The sequence below is a fragment of the Enterobacillus tribolii genome, assembly GCF_003363015.1.
Classification (GTDB): Bacteria; Pseudomonadota; Gammaproteobacteria; order Enterobacterales; family Enterobacteriaceae; genus Enterobacillus; species Enterobacillus tribolii.
Genome location: NZ_QRAP01000009.1, coordinates 47053 through 62399, shown reverse-complemented (window position 1 = coordinate 62399; position 15347 = coordinate 47053). Strand labels below are relative to the sequence as shown.

The following is a 15347-nucleotide window of genomic DNA, read 5'->3' as shown; positions in this document are numbered from 1 at the left end:
CGTTATGAGTCTGACCCTGGTCAGTGAGCAGTTACTAACCGCCAATAAACTGAGTCATCAGGATCTGTTTTCTGTATTAGGCGCGTTGGCGGAGCGCAGGATTGACTATGCCGATCTTTATTTCCAGTCCAGCTTCCATGAGTCCTGGGTGATTGAAGACCGCATCATCAAAGACGGTTCTTACCATATCGATCAGGGTGTCGGCGTACGCGCCGTCAGCGGTGAAAAGACCGGTTTCGCCTACGCGGACCAGATCACGCTCAACGCGCTGCAACAAAGCGCCGCCGCGGCGCGCAGCATTGTCCGTGAGCAGGGCGACGGCAAGACGCGTACGCTGGGCGAAATCACGCATCCGGCGCTGTATATGGCGCGCGATCCGCTGCAAAGCCTGAGCCGGGAAGAAAAAATCGCCCTGCTGCACCGGGTGGATGACGTGGCGCGCGCCGCCGATCCGCGCGTGCAGGAGGTCAGCGCCAGCATTACCGGCGTCTACGAGCAGGTTCTGGTGGCCGCGACCGACGGCACGCTGGCGGCGGACATCCGCCCGCTGGTGCGCCTTTCCGTCAGCGTGCTGGTAGAAGAGGACGGGCGCCGTGAACGCGGTTCTTCCGGCGGCGGCGGGCGTTTCGGTTACGATTACTTCCTTGAAACCGCGGACGGCGCAATCCGTGCGGAAGCGTTCGCGAAAGAAGCCGTGCGCATGGCGCTGGTGAACCTTTCCGCCGTGGCGGCGCCGGCGGGAAGCATGCCGGTGGTGCTGGGCGCGGGCTGGCCGGGCGTGCTGTTGCATGAAGCGGTGGGCCACGGGCTGGAAGGCGACTTCAACCGCCGCGGCACCTCGGTGTTCAGCGGCCAGATGGGGAAACTGGTTGCTTCGCCGCTGTGTACGGTGGTGGATGACGGCACAATCAGCGGTCGCCGCGGTTCGCTGGCGATTGACGACGAGGGTGTGCCGGGGCAATACAACGTTCTGATTGAGAACGGCATTCTTACCGGCTACATGCAGGACAAGCTGAACGCCCGCCTGATGGGCATGGCGCCGACTGGCAACGGCCGCCGCGAGTCCTACGCGCACCTGCCGATGCCGCGCATGACCAACACCTACATGCTGGCCGGGCAGTCAACGCCGCAGGATATCATCAGCAGCGTTGAATACGGCCTCTATGCGCCGAACTTTGCCGGCGGCCAGGTTGACATTACCTCGGGCAAATTCGTCTTCTCGACGTCGGAAGCGTATTTGATCGAAAACGGCCGCGTTACCAGCCCGGTAAAAGGCGCGACGCTGGTCGGCTCCGGCATTGAAGCGATGCAGCAGATCTCCATGGTCGGCAATGATTTGTCCCTGGATAAGGGCGTCGGCGTATGCGGTAAAGAAGGGCAAAGCGTGCCGGTCGGCGTGGGCCAGCCGACGCTGAAGCTCGACAGCATGACCGTCGGCGGTACTGCCTGATAAGACGATAACGCCCCCGCAGCGATCCTGCGGGGGCGTTTTGATCGCGTTATCGGTGCTCCTGATAAATCTGCGCAACCCGCGTAAAATACGTCGTTAAATAGTTCATACACACTTCCACCTTCAGCGGCAGCTTGTCCTTCTCGGTATACAGGGCATACACCGGCCGCGGATCCGAGTGATAGCGCCGGAACAAAATTTCCATCTCACCGCTATTAATCTCTTCGATAACCCACATCAGCGGCACGTAGGCGATCCCCACGCCGGCTTTCAGCCAGCGGATGATCGTCTGCGAATCATTGGTGGCGAAGCGCCCGTGCGGCGTCACCCGGGTGGTGATGCCTTCTGGTGAAATCAGCTCAAAATCCCTGTCCGGGCGCACGCTGTACTCCAGCCAGGAGAAGTTGACCATATCCGCCGGCTTTTCCGGCGTACCGTTAGCCGCCAGATAACCGCGCGAGGCGCAAACCACCATCGGCATAGATCCCAGGCGGCGGGAGAACAGGCTGGAATCCTGCAAATCGCCCACGCGCACCACGATGTCCAACCCGTCGGCGATCAGGTCCGGCGCGGGAATACCGGTGATCAAATCGACGGTCAGGCCGGGGTATTCTTTCAGCATTTCCGCCGTGATATTCGCCAGTACGTTCTGCGCCATGGTGGAAGAACTGCCGATGCGCAGCGTACCGGTCGGGGTGTTGTTGAAGGCGTACAGTTGTTCGTGCACCTCCTGCGCCTCCTGCAACATACGGCGGCATCCCTGGTAGTAAATCCGCCCGGCTTCGGTCAGGCCGATACTGCGCGTGCTGCGGTTGAGCAGCTTGACGTTCAGCTCCGACTCCAGTTTGGAGATGGTCTGACTGATGGATGAGACGCTCATTTCCAGCAGGTTTGCCGCGCGGGTAAAAGAGGTGCATTCCACCACTTTGGCAAAAACGGCCATACGTTTGAGTCGTTCCATTATTTATTCTGCCTAAATGTCAATCGCAAGAATCGGCCATCAGGCCGCGGAGTTAGGACGATAGCGCCTTCTTAAGAATAGGCGAAACGCAGCGGATTGTTAAGTTGAAGTGAAAAGTGATTTAGGTCACATATCCTGTACGGGGTGATAATTATTGCGCTAATATAGCCCACAATGAACTAAAGTTGGGTTTAGACGCAAACTGCGCGACGTACATCTCATCCCGGACTTTGTGGCAACACATCCCCGAAAGATTCTTTCATCCCCATCCCCGTGAACAACCTGCTGGTAAAAGAGGTGAACGGCGCGTTGGCGGAGAAGATGTGCGTGACGTCCGGCGCCCGGCCATTCGTCCCGGCGCCGGCGGCCCGACGGAGCGCATTACCACACATCGCACGTTTTTATTTATCGCACATTGTAGGGGGAGATATGGGGTTGTTACCGGTGATGGTTATCTTCGGACTGTCATTCCCGCCCGTCTTCTTTGAGCTTTTAGTGGCCTTACTTCTGTTTCTCGTATTTCAGCGTGTGCTGCAACCAACCGGAATCTATGATTTCGTTTGGCACCCTGCGTTGTTCAACACCGCGCTGTATTGTTGTTTGTTCTATTTGATTACCTGCTTATTTGTCTGAGGTCACAGTGAATCAGTTAATGATAAGAACAAGCCGGATCGCGGTGACGGTTGTCATCGTGATACTGGCGGCCATCGCGATCTTCAGGGCCTGGGCGTTTTACACCGAGTCTCCCTGGACCCGCGACGCTAAATTTACGGCTGACGTAGTGGCGATTGCGCCCGACGTCAGCGGGTTGTTGTCCGAGGTTCCCGTTCAGGATAACCAATTCGTCAAAAAGGGGCAGGTGCTGATGATTATCGATCAGCCCCGCTATAAAGAGGCGCTGAATCAGGCCGAAGCCGACGTCAGCTATTATCAGGTGCTGGTGGCGGAAAAAGCCCGTGAAGCGGGGCGTCGCGTGCGCCTCGGCGTGCAGGCCATGTCGCAGGAAGAGATCGACCAGTCCGGCAACGTGCTGGCGACGGTACGCCAGCAGCTGGCGAAGGCCATCGCCACGCGCGATCTGGCGAAGCTCGATTTAGAACGCACCGTGGTGAAAGCACCGGCGGACGGCTGGGTCACCAACCTGAACGTGCATGCCGGCGAGTTTATTAACCGCGGCTCGACGGCCGTGGCGCTGGTGAAAAAAGACTCCTTCTACATCCTGGCCTATATGGAAGAAACCAAGCTGGACAGCATCCAGAAGGGCGACCGGGTGGAAATCACGCCGCTGGGCAGCAACCGCATTCTGTATGGCACCGTCGACAGCGTTTCCGCCGGCGTGCATAACTCCAGCTCGACGCCCGACAGTAAAGGGCTTGCCACGGTGGATTCCAACCTGGAATGGGTGCGCCTGGCGCAGCGCGTGCCGGTAAAAATTCTGCTCGACGAGAAAGATCAGGAAAACCCGTACCCGGCCGGCACCACGGCGACCGTGGTGGTAACGAATCAAAAAGGCGCGCAGCGTAAGTCCTCTTCTCCGGTGGTGATGTTGTTGCACCGTCTGCGTGAATTCGGCTAAGCGGGGCTGGCAATGAACGGTGCGCTGTTTTTACGCCTGCGCTTCGCCTGCAAGCTGACGTTTGCCATCGTGCTGGCGTTATTCCTGGGCTTTCACCTGCAACTGCAAACGCCGCGCTGGTCGGTGCTGACGGCGGCCATCGTCGCTGCCGGTCCGGCGTTTGCCGCCGGCGGCGAGCCTTTTGCCGGCGCGATCCGCTATCGTGGCTGGCTGCGTATTATCGGTACCTTCCTCGGTACCGTCGCCGGGCTGCTCATTATGGTGCTGTTCGTGCGTGCGCCGCTGGTCATGCTGCTGCTGTGCTGCGCCTGGGCCGGCGTTTGTACCTGGCTCTCGTCGCTGGTGCGGGTGGAAAACTCGTATGCGCTGGGGTTGTCGGGCTATACCGCGCTGATTCTGGTGGTGACCAGCTATACCGACCCCATGCTGGCGCCGCAGTTCGCGGTAGAACGCTGCAGCGAGATCGTGCTGGGCATCATGTGCGCGATACTGGCCGATATTCTTTTCTCTCCCCGTTCGATAAAAAGCGACATTGACCGCCAGGTCAGCACCCTGATGGTGGAGCAGTTTCAGCTGTTGCAGCTCTGCATCCGGGGAGAAAGCCGCGAGGTGGTTGACAAAGCCTGGAACGCCCTGGTCAGGGACACCAACACGCTGAACGGGATGCGCAGCAACCTGGCGCTGGAGTCTTCGCGCTGGGCGCGCTGTAACCGCCGCCTGAGGGCAATGAATACACTGTCGCTGACCATGATTACCCAGGCGTGCGAAACCTTCTTCATCACCAACCAGGATCCGGCGCGGATTAAGAGCGAGATCCAGGAACTGGTTCTGATGCCGGTTGAAACCCTGCAGGACGTGCATAAACGCATGAAGCACCTGCGCCAGCTTATCGCGGTGACCAACAGTGCGGATATTCCGCTGACCATCAGCAGCTGGGTTGGCGCAGCCACCCGTTACCTGCTGCTGGCGAAAGGGGTACACACCAACGGCAGCATCAACAGCGTTGAGGAAGGCGTGCTGGAAGAGGAGATCATCATCAAGTCCTCTTCCGCCGAAGGGCACCACGCTATGATTAACGGCCTGCGTACCTGGGCTGCGACCTCGATCGGCGCCCTGTTCTGGCTGTGGACCGGCTGGACATCCGGCAGCGGCTTTATGGTGATGATCGCCGTGGTGACGTCGCTGGCGATGCGTACGCCGAACCCGCGTATGACCTCCATCGACTTCCTGATGGGAACGGCGGTGGCGCTGCCGCTCGGTGCGCTTTACTACATGCTGATTATTCCCTCGACGCAGCAGAGTATGCTGCTGCTGTGCATCAGCCTGGGCGTGCTGGCGTTCTTTATCGGCATTGAGGTGCAGAAACGGCGTCTGGGCTCGCTCGGGACGCTGGCGTCCACCATCAATGTGCTGATGCTGAGTAACCCGATGAACTTCTCGGTGACGTATTTTATCGATAACGCCCTGGGGCAGATCATCGGCTGCTTCGTGGCGATGATCGTTCTGTTCCTGATCCGCGATCGTTCAAAAGCCCGCACCGGGCGTACGCTCCTCAACCGCTTTGTTTACAGCGCGGTATCGGCCCTGACGACCAACCAGGCGCGGCGTAACGAAAACCACCTGCCAGCGTTGTATCAGCAACTGTTCCAATTGCTGAATATGTTTCCGAACGACATTGCCAAATACCGGCTGGCGCTGACGCTGATCATCGCGCACCAGCGGCTGCGTAACGCGCCGATCCCGGAGAATCAGGATCTGTCGGATTTCCACAAACAGATCCGCGCCACGGCGAACCGGATCATTACCACCCGCAGCGACAACCGGCGGCGGGTGTATTTCGATCGTTTGCTGGAAGAACTGGAAATCTATCAACAGAAACTGGTGCAGTATGAAGCGCCTTATACCGTGACGATTCCGGTGAAACGGCTGGCAATGATGCTGGATAAATACCAAAGGGCGCTGGTGGACTGATTCCGGCGTTTTCCGCAAAGAAAACGATTGCCCACGACAAAAAAGTGTTAATTTCCGCTTGCGGCGCGAATTTTGCTGAGTATAATGCCGGACAATTTGCCGGGAGACTGCATGAAAAACGTGATTGCTACAGCACAAGCTTTGGTCGCATTCCGACCGCAAGCGCTGCCAGAAGAAGGCAGCCAGCAGCCGTTTTTCCTTCCGTTGCTTAACCGATCGCTAAAAGCCCCTCATTGAGGGGCTTTTTTTTGTCCGGCGATTGGGGAGTACAAAAAATAATCATCACTATTAATCGGGTATGAGACGCGAACAGGAGAGGAACGATGGCTAATCCGCTGTATAAGAAACATATCATCTCAATCAACGATCTGGACCGTGAGGAACTGGAGCTGGTGCTGGACACCGCGGCCCGCCTGAAAGCGAAACCGCAGCCGGAACTGCTTAAAAACACGGTCATTGCCAGCCTGTTCTTTGAAGCGTCGACGCGTACCCGTCTGTCATTTGAAACCTCTATGCACCGCCTCGGGGCGTCGGTGGTCGGTTTTTCCGACAGCAGCAACACCTCGCTGGGCAAGAAAGGGGAGTCGCTGTCCGACACGATTTCGGTGATCAGCACCTACGTTGACGCCATCGTGATGCGTCACCCGCAGGAAGGCGCGGCGCGCCTGGCGACCGAATACAGCGGCGGTATTCCGGTTCTGAACGCCGGCGACGGTTCCAACCAGCATCCGACCCAGACTCTGCTGGATCTGTTCACCATCCGTGAAACCCAGGGGCGGCTGAACAATATCAACATCGCCATGGTCGGCGACCTGAAATACGGGCGCACGGTTCACTCCCTCACCCAGGCGCTGGCGAAATTCGAAGGCAACCGCTTCTACTTCATCGCCCCGGACGCGCTGGCGATGCCGGCCTACATCCTGAGCATTCTGGAAGAGAAAGGCATTGAGTACAGCCTGCACGCCACGATGGAAGAAGTGATGCCGGAACTGGATATTCTCTACATGACCCGCGTGCAGAAAGAGCGCCTCGATCCGTCGGAGTATGCCAACGTGAAAGCGCAGTTCGTGCTGCGCTCCGCCAGCCTGGAAGGGGCCAGAGACAACATGAAGGTGCTGCATCCGCTGCCGCGCATCGACGAGATCACCACTGACGTGGATAAAACGCCGTACGCCTGGTATTTCCAGCAGGCCGGCAACGGTATTTTCGCCCGCCAGGCGCTGCTGGCGATGGTTTTAAACGCTGAACTGAATTTTTAAGGGAGACACGCACATGACGCACGATAACAAATTGCAGGTTGAAGCCATCAAATGCGGCACCGTCATCGATCATATTCCCGCCCATGTCGGCTTTAAGCTGCTGACCCTGTTTAAACTGACCGAAACCGACAACCGCGTTACCATCGGCCTGAACCTGCCTTCCAATGAGTTGGGGCGTAAGGACCTGATTAAAATTGAAAATACTTTCCTGACCGAAGAGCAGGCCAACCAGCTGGCGATGTATGCGCCGAAAGCCACGGTTAACCGTATTGAAAACTATGAAGTGGTGCGCAAGCTGACGCTCGGCCTGCCGGAACGCATTGACGGCGTGCTGGACTGCCCGAACAGCAACTGCATCAGCCGCGGTGAACAAGTGACTTCTGGCTTTGCAGTACGTACACGGCAGGGAAATGTTCTGTTGAAATGTAAATATTGCGAGAAAGAGTTTGACCATCAGGCGGTGATGCAGAATATCTGATGACCGTCCTTTGTGGGCCGGGTCACTGTGCATCCGGCGGCGCTCTACTTATAATAGCCCGGTGTTATTATCCGTAGATGCCCGTTGTTTTCGGGCATAAGCGCCGGTGCGATGTACCGCCCGGCCCGTCAGAGTCCAAAAAGGAGCAGACATGTCACGTATCATCAGTACAGAGCAGGCCCCCGCAGCGATCGGTCCTTACGTTCAGGGCGTTGATCTGGGAAGCATGATCATTACTTCCGGTCAGATCCCGGTTGATCCGAAAACTGGCCAGGTTGCGGATGATGTTGTCGCACAGGCGCGCCAGTCTCTGGAAAACGTCCGGGCTATCGTCGAAGCCGCCGGCCTGAAAGTGGGCGATATCGTTAAAACCACGGTGTTCGTTAAAGATCTCAACGATTTTGCGGCAGTAAACGCAGAATACGAGAAATTCTTCAATGAGCATAAGGCGACCTTCCCGGCCCGTTCCTGTGTGGAAGTCGCGCGTCTGCCGAAAGACGTGAAGATCGAAATCGAAGCCATCGCCGTTCGTCGCTGATGTGCTGATGCCAGCCGGTAAATATCGGCTGGCGTTAACCCTCCTGTCGTCCTCTTTCCCCCTCTTTTTTGAATGAAATGTCGCCATTTTGTGATCTCCATTGATTTTCGGGAACGTTCCCATTTAACAAACGCCAACTTCTGACTAGTCTGTTAAAGAGAACATATCCTTTGAATCAGAGACCTCTTTACTTCTACGGGTGCTTACTATGAGCAAAGTACAACAGCAGTACATCGAGCGTTTAATCGCGCTGGTGGGCGGCAAGGAGAACATCGCGACGGTGAGTCACTGCCTGACCCGTTTACGTTTCGTGCTGAACGATCCGGCGCTGGCGTCGCCGAAAGATATTGAGGCGCTGCCGATGGTGAAGGGCTGCTTCACCAATGCCGGGCAGTTTCAGGTAGTGATCGGCACAGATGTGGGTGACTGGTACCAGGCGTTAATCGCCGCCGCGCAGGTTGACGCCAGCAACAAAGAACAGGCTAAGGTCGCCGCACGTAAAAATATGAGCTGGTATGAAAACGCCATCTCTCACTTCGCAGAAATTTTCTTCCCGCTGCTGCCTGCTTTGATCAGCGGCGGTCTGATTCTGGGGTTCCGTAACGTTATCGGCGATATTCCGATGGTGGACGGTAAAACCCTGACGCAGTTGCATCCGTTCTGGAAAACGGCTTATGACTTCCTCTGGCTGCTGGGGGAGGCGATTTTCTTCTACCTGCCGGTAGGGATCTGCTGGTCTACGGTGAAGAAAATGGGCGGCACGCCGATTCTGGGCATCGTTCTGGGGATTACGCTGGTTTCTCCACAGCTGATGAACTCTTACATGCTGGGGCAGCAGCTTCCGGAAGTCTGGAATTTCGGTTGGTTCACGGTGGAGAAGGTGGGCTATCAGGCGCAGGTGATCCCTTCGGTGCTGGCTGGTCTGGCGCTGGGGTGGATTGAAACCCGCCTGAAACGCATCGTGCCGGATTATCTCTATCTGGTGGTGGTGCCGGTGGTTTCCCTGCTGCTGGCGGTGTTCCTGGCTCATACCCTGATTGGCCCGTTCGGCCGCATGATCGGCGACGGCGTGGCCTGGGCGGTGAAGGCGGTGATGACCGGCAGCTTCGCGCCGATCGGCGCTGCGTTGTTCGGCTTCCTCTATGCGCCGCTGGTAGTGACCGGCGTGCATCAGACCACGCTTGCCATTGATATGCAGATGGTGCAGAGCATGGGCGGCACCCCGGTGTGGCCGATTATCGCGCTGTCTAACATTGCCCAGGCGTCGGCGGTGCTGGCGATCATCATCATCAGCCGCAAGGCCAATGAGCGGGAAGTCTCCGTACCCGCGGCGATTTCCGCTTATCTGGGCGTTACCGAACCGGCGATGTATGGCATCAACCTCAAATACCGCTTCCCCATGCTGTGCGCGATGATCGGCGCGGCCTGCGCCGGGCTGATTTGCGGCCTGAGCGGTGTGATGGCGAACGGTATCGGCGTCGGTGGTTTGCCGGGCATTCTTTCTATTCAGCCGCGCTTCTGGGGAATTTATGCGCTGGCGATGGTGGTGGCCATCGCGGTGCCGATGGTATTGACGCTGGCGGTGTATAAGCGCAAAGCCAGCCGCGGCGAGTTGCCGCAGTAACATGTTATTGGAGTCGAATTATGCAAACTTCCCTTCCCTGGTGGCAAAACGGGGTGATTTACCAGATTTACCCGAAAAGCTTTCAGGATACGACGGGCAGGGGAACCGGGGATCTGAGGGGCGTTATCCAGCGGCTGGACTATCTGCAACAGCTGGGCGTGGATGCGCTGTGGCTGACGCCGGTTTATCCATCGCCGCAGGTGGATAACGGCTACGATGTGGCGGATTACTGCGCCATCGATCCGGCCTACGGCACGATGGATGATTTCACCGACCTGGTGGAGCAGGCGCATCAACGTGGTATCCGCATCGTGATGGACATGGTTTTTAACCACACTTCCACCGCGCATCCGTGGTTCCTTGAAGCACAGAAGCCGGACAATCCGCACCGGCAGTTTTACATCTGGCGTCAGCTGACCAACAACTGGCGCTCCAAGTTCGGCGGCCCTGCCTGGCAGTGGAATGCGGCGGTCGGTAAATACTATTTGCACCTGTTCGCCCCGGAGCAGGCGGATTTGAACTGGGAGCATCCGCCGGTGCGGGACGCGCTGAAAAAAGTCTGCGAGTTCTGGGCCGACAAAGGCGTGGACGGCATGCGGCTGGACGTGGTGAACCTGGTTTCCAAGCAACAGGATTTCCCCAATGATAGCAGCGGCGACGGGCGGCGTTTCTACACCGACGGGCCGCGCATCCATGAATTCCTGCAGGAGTTCAGCCGCGATGTGTTCCGGCCGCGCGGGCTGATGACGGTCGGCGAGATGTCTTCCACCTCGCTGGAGCATTGTCAGCGCTACGCGGCGCTGGATGGTGATGAGCTGTCGATGACGTTCAACTTTCACCATCTGAAGGTGGACTACCCCAACGGGGAAAAATGGACGCGGGCAGCGCCGGACTTTGTGCAGCTTAAACAGATTTTTACCCACTGGCAGCGCGGTATGCACGGCAAAGCCTGGAACGCCCTGTTCTGGTGTAACCACGATCAGCCGCGCATTGTTTCCCGCTTCGGCAATGACGGCCCGCTGCGCGTTACTGCCGCCAAAATGCTGGCGATGGCGCTGCATGGCATGCAGGGAACGCCGTATATCTACCAGGGGGAAGAGCTGGGCATGACCAATCCGGGCTTTACCCGCATTGATCAATACCGGGATGTGGAAAGCCTCAATATGTTTCGCGAACTGCGTGAGCAGGGCCGCACGGAGAGCAGCCTGCTGGCGATCCTCGCGGCCAAGTCCCGCGACAACGGACGCACGCCGATGCAGTGGGATAGCGGCGAACACGCCGGTTTTACCCACGGAACGCCGTGGATACCGCTGGCCGAAAACTTCACCACCATCAACGCGGCGGCAGCGGTGCAGGACCCGGATTCGGTGTTTCATTGCTACCGGCAACTGATCCAACTGCGTAAACAGCATGAAATACTGACCTTCGGCGACTACCGTGACCTGCTGCCGGAAAGCCCGGTGCTGTGGGTTTATCGCCGTCGCTGGCAGGAACAGACGCTGTGGGTGGCGGTTAACCTCAGCGGGGAAACGCAGGCGTGGAGCAGAGAGGGCATTGATGCCAACGCACAAAGGCTGATGGGGAACTACCCGGAGGATGGAAGCGCGTCTGGGGTATTAAGACCATACGAAGCTATTTGGCTGCTGGAATAACTGTCGTGAATGAAATGTACCGGGAATATTTACCGGTACATTTCCGCCTGTCTCTCACTTTTTTGCCCTGATATTCATTCCGAATCATCAGCGGAGAAATTCCCGTTGTTTCATCACTGCCTGATGCATCTCCGGATGACATAAGGTTAAATTAGTGATAAAAATGAAACATCATTTCATTTTTATCACTAATTTAACAGAGGCAATCTATGATTACCGGCAATGTTCATCACCTTACCCTGATGCCTTACCTGCCCGCAGCGCTGAAAGCCGCTATTCAGCACGTGATGGCGAACTTTAACGCTGACACGCCGCTGGGTAAGTATGACATCGATGGCGACCGTCAGTTTGTACTGATTTCCAACGACACCACATCTCCACGCCTGGAGCGCCGTGCCGAATATCACGCGCGTTATCTCGACATCCAAATCGTACTGGCCGGGCAGGAAGGCATGAGTTTCAGCAACCTGCCGGCGGGCACGCCGGAGACCGACTGGCTGGCGGACAAGGACATTGCTTTCCTGCCTGCGGGCGACGAAGGCTTGCAGGAAAAAACCATGGTGCTGAACGCCGGTGACTTCGTCGTATTCTATCCGGGAGAAGTACACAAACCGCTGTGCTCGGTGGGTGAAAACGCGCCGGTGAAAAAGGCGGTGGTGAAGATGCTGGTTTCGTCCCTGCCCTGAGTTATAGCGGCGGCAAACGGTCGATATTATTGAGGAAACCGCTGATGCGCTCGTCGCCGTGCCGAAACAGCGAAACGATCTCCCGTACCGCTTTGCCGCTGCGCTCCTTACTCCAGGCCAACGACAGCGGCGACGGCTGACGGCGGTTTTCCACATCGCGGGCGATCAACTGCCCGCTGTCGATATAGGGCTGACACAGGTTTTTAGGCAAAAAGCCGACGCCCAACCCGTCCAGATGGCATTCCAGCTTGGTCTGCATATCCGGCACCTTGATTTCCTTCTGCCCGGAAAGCAGCCAGGCAACCCGCTTCGTCAGGTTGCGCGACGTATCTTCGATATTGATTGCGGAATAAGCCCGCAGCTGTGCTTCGCCCAACGTACCGCTTTTGGCCGCCAGCGGATGATGCGGCGCGATGACGAACACCCAACTGATTTCGCCGAACGGCAGCAGGCTGATGGAGTTGGAAAGCGACTCCGACCCGGTGACGCCGATGGCGAGCTGAAAATCGCCGTACAGCATGGAATCCCACACGCCCATATACACCTGGCGCGACAGCTGAAACTGGGTAAAGGGAAAACGCTGATTAAGCCAGCTCAGCAGGCGTGCGGCCGCTGCCGCGTTATACAGCAGGTTGTTCACCACCAGATTGACCTGACGCTCTACGCCGTCGTTGATTTGGCTCAGTTCATCCGGCATCGCATCGATCCAGCTCAGCCACTGATGGCAGCGTTCCAGCAAATGATTGCCGGCGGGCGTCAGCGTTACGGTACGGGTGGTGCGTAAAAACAGCAGCGTACCGAGATGTTCTTCCAGCATTTTTATCCGGTAGCTGATTGCCGCCGGCGTTTTGTGCAGGCTCTCCGCCGCTTTGGAGAAGCTGCGGCTTTCGGCAACGCGGATAAAGGTTCGCAAAGTTTCCTGATCAAACATAACGGACGGCTCCCGGATAAGTGACTGACAGCCAGCGCTGCGCAACGCAGATACCCAGCAGCGTGTCGGCGCCTGAGGTATGCCCGTGCGCCAACAGTTTAGCGATCGCCCCGTTCGTGGCCGGTGAGCCGCGGGTCAGGCGGCGCAGCAGGCGAATCAGGGCTGACGAAAACCGTCCCTGGCTGGCATGGTTAAGATAACAGGCGCTGACCGGGGTTGTCAGCGTATGGAGTTCATTGAGGTTTGGCAACAGGGAACGGCTTCGCATTTGGGCGCGCAATTCAGGCGACGTATGCAACAGCGCCAGAGCGCCGATCACCATGTCGTCCGCGCTGGGGGTGAGGCCGGGGCCGAGGCCGATAAAGGTTGCCGGCACGCCTGCGCCGGTGGTGAACCAGGCGTTCAGGATCGCGAACAGACGTGCCTGAATGCTATCCGGTTGCTGGAGTGCACGGTTCAGCGGGCCGCAGAGGCCGGTGGGATGCGGGATGCCGGTTAAGTGTGAGGCAAGATCGGGGAGTTGCGGGGCTGGCGCAGGGTTAAGCGCGAGACAGCGGCGCGGCCGGGAAATATGAAAGCCGTTGCCGTGCAGGCCGTCCTGCGTCATGTGCAGCGTTTGGCCGGGCTTCAGGCGCGAGCTGATGGCATGGAAATCAGTCCGGGCCAGCAACCATCCCATCGGGGTCAGTTCCGGCGCGGTGCAAAGCAGGGTTAAGAGATCGCCCTGAGGATGCTGGAGATTGATGGCATGACGAAAGTGGCTGTGGCAGCGCCAAAAGCCGGTTTGAAGTGGAGCAGAGCATGCGGTGGCGAGTGGCGTGATGGTCATGCTGGCCTCCCTGTATTTATCTCTGTCGTGTACCTGTCGCTCCGTATCCATGAAGCCGCGCAACGGGAGCGCTTCAGCACCCCCGTTGCGCGTTACGGCATTTACTCGACTTCCGCCTTGATATTCATGGCTTCAGCCAGGGCTTCCAGCGCCTGTTCGAAGCAGGGCAACGGTGCGCGTACCGTCCCGGCGCCGACCTGACCGATGCCTGCGTCTTTATGCGCGATACCGGTATTGATCAGCGGGGTGATACCGGTTTCCACCACTCTGCGGATATCCAGCCCGAGGCAGGCACCCTGGAAGTTCCATGAGGGAATTTGCAGCAGCGGGTTGTGTTGCAGGTAGATTTCACTCATTTCTTCCGACGTTTCCTGCGCTGCCTCCATGCCGCCCGCGCCGACGAAGCGGGTGACGCCCGGAGCGGCAATCATCGCCGCGCCGCCGATGCCGAAGGTTTCCGTGATGGCGCTGTCGCCGATGTCCGGGTTGGCGTCATCCTGGCTGAAGCCGGTGAAAAACAGCCCCTGCGGCGTATTGACCGGCGCGGTGAACCAGCGATCGCCCAACCCGCTGACGCGGATGCCGAAGTTGCGGCCGTTACGCGTCATGGCGGTGACGATGGAACCGGCCTTGATAGCGGCGGCAGCGTCCATCACCGCTTTGCAGTAGGCCATTGCCAGGTTGAGGAAGAACTGGTCGGTCACGCTGAGGAACTGCAGGACTTCGCCCAGTTTCTCTTTGTCACCGTCCAGCAGGGCGATTTTCGGCGCCAGGGTACGCATCAGCAGCGCCGAAGCGGCGATGTTGCGCTGGTGGAATTCGTCGCCCATGGTAATGGCCTGCGCCATCAGGGCGGTCAGGTCGATGCCGTTTTCGGTGTCGCGCAGCACCCGGCTCAGCACCGGCGCCAGCGTATCGCGCATCCAGCGCAGGCGCTGCTGCACGTCCGGGCCGTATGCGCCGAAGCGCATGACTTTCCCGATGCCTTCGTTCAGGTTGCAATACGCGCTGTTGCCGTGCGTGACGTTTTTCACCACGATAACCGGCATGGTGGCGGAGGTGATGCCGCCCATCGGACCTACCGCATTGACATGGTGGCAGGGGATAAAGGTAATTTCGCCGTTTTCCAGTAACGCGGCCGCTTCTTCTTCGCTGGCCGCCCAGCCTTCAAACAGGCTGGCGCCGATGCAGGCGCCGCGCATCGGCCCGGTCATGTCCTGCCAGCAAATCGGCGGGCCGGCGTGCAGCAGCTTACGGCCCTGTTGCAGTTCCGGGATAACGTCGGCTGCGGGGCGAACGTCAATCCAATGGGGACGGGCCGCTTTAATACGTTCAATGATGGCGTCGTTGGCCTCGGCAATAGATTTGTACATAACAACCTCTTCTTCTGAT

General features: G+C 58.1%; 15 protein-coding genes. 11 read left to right on the top strand and 4 right to left on the bottom strand.

From position 1 onward, the window contains the following. Positions 1–4: 4 nt before the first annotated feature. Positions 5–1450, top strand: a complete 1446-nt coding sequence (tldD, locus tag C8D90_RS17600) for a metalloprotease TldD (RefSeq protein ID WP_115459776.1) — start codon at positions 5–7, stop codon at positions 1448–1450. Positions 1451–1499: 49 nt separating this feature from the next. Here the strand turns inward: tldD and aaeR are convergent, their stop codons facing one another. Then, positions 1500–2411 (bottom strand): HTH-type transcriptional activator AaeR, encoded by a 912-nt coding sequence (gene aaeR, locus C8D90_RS17595; protein ID WP_115459775.1) that lies wholly within the window; start codon positions 2409–2411, stop codon positions 1500–1502. 429 nt (positions 2412–2840) lie between these two features. Between aaeR and aaeX the strand changes: the two genes are divergently transcribed. From aaeX to C8D90_RS17550, 10 genes are all read left to right on the top strand, one after another. Continuing rightward, positions 2841–3044: a p-hydroxybenzoic acid efflux pump operon protein AaeX gene (aaeX, locus tag C8D90_RS17590; protein ID WP_115459864.1), complete on the top strand. Its 204-nt coding sequence runs from the start codon at positions 2841–2843 to the stop codon at positions 3042–3044. Between the two features lie 19 nt (positions 3045–3063). Further along, complete coding sequence (gene aaeA / locus C8D90_RS17585) at positions 3064–3987, top strand: p-hydroxybenzoic acid efflux pump subunit AaeA (protein WP_115459774.1); 924 nt, start codon at positions 3064–3066, stop codon at positions 3985–3987. Positions 3988–3999: 12 nt separating this feature from the next. Then, positions 4000–5958, top strand: coding sequence for a p-hydroxybenzoic acid efflux pump subunit AaeB (aaeB, locus tag C8D90_RS17580; RefSeq protein ID WP_115459773.1), 1959 nt, complete (start codon positions 4000–4002; stop codon positions 5956–5958). Positions 5959–6069: 111 nt separating this feature from the next. Further along, positions 6070–6195: a hypothetical protein gene (locus C8D90_RS22400; protein ID WP_260503033.1), complete on the top strand. Its 126-nt coding sequence runs from the start codon at positions 6070–6072 to the stop codon at positions 6193–6195. A gap of 86 nt (positions 6196–6281) precedes the next feature. After that, positions 6282–7217: an aspartate carbamoyltransferase gene (gene pyrB / locus C8D90_RS17575; protein WP_115459772.1), complete on the top strand. Its 936-nt coding sequence runs from the start codon at positions 6282–6284 to the stop codon at positions 7215–7217. 13 nt (positions 7218–7230) lie between these two features. Beyond that, a complete protein-coding gene (gene pyrI / locus C8D90_RS17570) occupies positions 7231–7695 on the top strand; it encodes an aspartate carbamoyltransferase regulatory subunit (RefSeq protein ID WP_115459771.1) in 465 nt (154 codons plus the stop codon). Positions 7696–7846: 151 nt separating this feature from the next. Beyond that, positions 7847–8233, top strand: a complete 387-nt coding sequence (ridA, locus tag C8D90_RS17565) for a 2-iminobutanoate/2-iminopropanoate deaminase (protein ID WP_115459770.1) — start codon at positions 7847–7849, stop codon at positions 8231–8233. A 208-nt stretch (positions 8234–8441) separates the two neighbouring features. Further along, positions 8442–9857: a PTS trehalose transporter subunit IIBC gene (gene treB, locus C8D90_RS17560; protein ID WP_115459769.1), complete on the top strand. Its 1416-nt coding sequence runs from the start codon at positions 8442–8444 to the stop codon at positions 9855–9857. 20 nt (positions 9858–9877) lie between these two features. After that, positions 9878–11509, top strand: coding sequence for an alpha,alpha-phosphotrehalase (treC, locus tag C8D90_RS17555; RefSeq protein ID WP_115459768.1), 1632 nt, complete (start codon positions 9878–9880; stop codon positions 11507–11509). A 209-nt stretch (positions 11510–11718) separates the two neighbouring features. Continuing rightward, positions 11719–12195 carry a YhcH/YjgK/YiaL family protein gene (locus C8D90_RS17550; RefSeq protein WP_115459767.1) on the top strand — a complete coding sequence of 159 codons (477 nt, stop codon included), beginning with the start codon at positions 11719–11721 and terminating at the stop codon, positions 12193–12195. A 1-nt stretch (position 12196) separates the two neighbouring features. On the opposite strand, the gene allS is transcribed toward C8D90_RS17550, so the two are convergent. The 3 genes from allS to C8D90_RS17535 form a co-directional block, all read right to left on the bottom strand. Then, positions 12197–13126, bottom strand: a complete 930-nt coding sequence (allS, locus tag C8D90_RS17545) for an HTH-type transcriptional activator AllS (protein WP_115459766.1) — start codon at positions 13124–13126, stop codon at positions 12197–12199. Beyond that, positions 13119–13955 carry a DUF2877 domain-containing protein gene (locus C8D90_RS17540; protein ID WP_115459765.1) on the bottom strand — a complete coding sequence of 279 codons (837 nt, stop codon included), beginning with the start codon at positions 13953–13955 and terminating at the stop codon, positions 13119–13121. The genes allS and C8D90_RS17540 overlap by 8 nt, the downstream gene beginning before the upstream one ends. A 101-nt stretch (positions 13956–14056) precedes the next feature. After that, complete coding sequence (locus C8D90_RS17535) at positions 14057–15328, bottom strand: YlbE family protein (protein ID WP_115459764.1); 1272 nt, start codon at positions 15326–15328, stop codon at positions 14057–14059. Positions 15329–15347: the final 19 nt, after the last annotated feature.

What these genes read in the sequence shown, in the direction of transcription:
- tldD (WP_115459776.1), top strand. Translation starts at nt 5, where the DNA reads ATGAGTCTGACCCTGGTCAGTGAGCAGTTACTAACCGCCAATAAACTG.
- aaeR (WP_115459775.1), bottom strand. Translation starts at nt 2,411, where the DNA reads ATGGAACGACTCAAACGTATGGCCGTTTTTGCCAAAGTGGTGGAATGC.
- aaeX (WP_115459864.1), top strand. Translation starts at nt 2,841, where the DNA reads ATGGGGTTGTTACCGGTGATGGTTATCTTCGGACTGTCATTCCCGCCC.
- aaeA (WP_115459774.1), top strand. Translation starts at nt 3,064, where the DNA reads ATGATAAGAACAAGCCGGATCGCGGTGACGGTTGTCATCGTGATACTG.
- aaeB (WP_115459773.1), top strand. Translation starts at nt 4,000, where the DNA reads ATGAACGGTGCGCTGTTTTTACGCCTGCGCTTCGCCTGCAAGCTGACG.
- C8D90_RS22400 (WP_260503033.1), top strand. Translation starts at nt 6,070, where the DNA reads ATGAAAAACGTGATTGCTACAGCACAAGCTTTGGTCGCATTCCGACCG.
- pyrB (WP_115459772.1), top strand. Translation starts at nt 6,282, where the DNA reads ATGGCTAATCCGCTGTATAAGAAACATATCATCTCAATCAACGATCTG.
- pyrI (WP_115459771.1), top strand. Translation starts at nt 7,231, where the DNA reads ATGACGCACGATAACAAATTGCAGGTTGAAGCCATCAAATGCGGCACC.
- ridA (WP_115459770.1), top strand. Translation starts at nt 7,847, where the DNA reads ATGTCACGTATCATCAGTACAGAGCAGGCCCCCGCAGCGATCGGTCCT.
- treB (WP_115459769.1), top strand. Translation starts at nt 8,442, where the DNA reads ATGAGCAAAGTACAACAGCAGTACATCGAGCGTTTAATCGCGCTGGTG.
- treC (WP_115459768.1), top strand. Translation starts at nt 9,878, where the DNA reads ATGCAAACTTCCCTTCCCTGGTGGCAAAACGGGGTGATTTACCAGATT.
- C8D90_RS17550 (WP_115459767.1), top strand. Translation starts at nt 11,719, where the DNA reads ATGATTACCGGCAATGTTCATCACCTTACCCTGATGCCTTACCTGCCC.
- allS (WP_115459766.1), bottom strand. Translation starts at nt 13,126, where the DNA reads ATGTTTGATCAGGAAACTTTGCGAACCTTTATCCGCGTTGCCGAAAGC.
- C8D90_RS17540 (WP_115459765.1), bottom strand. Translation starts at nt 13,955, where the DNA reads ATGACCATCACGCCACTCGCCACCGCATGCTCTGCTCCACTTCAAACC.
- C8D90_RS17535 (WP_115459764.1), bottom strand. Translation starts at nt 15,328, where the DNA reads ATGTACAAATCTATTGCCGAGGCCAACGACGCCATCATTGAACGTATT.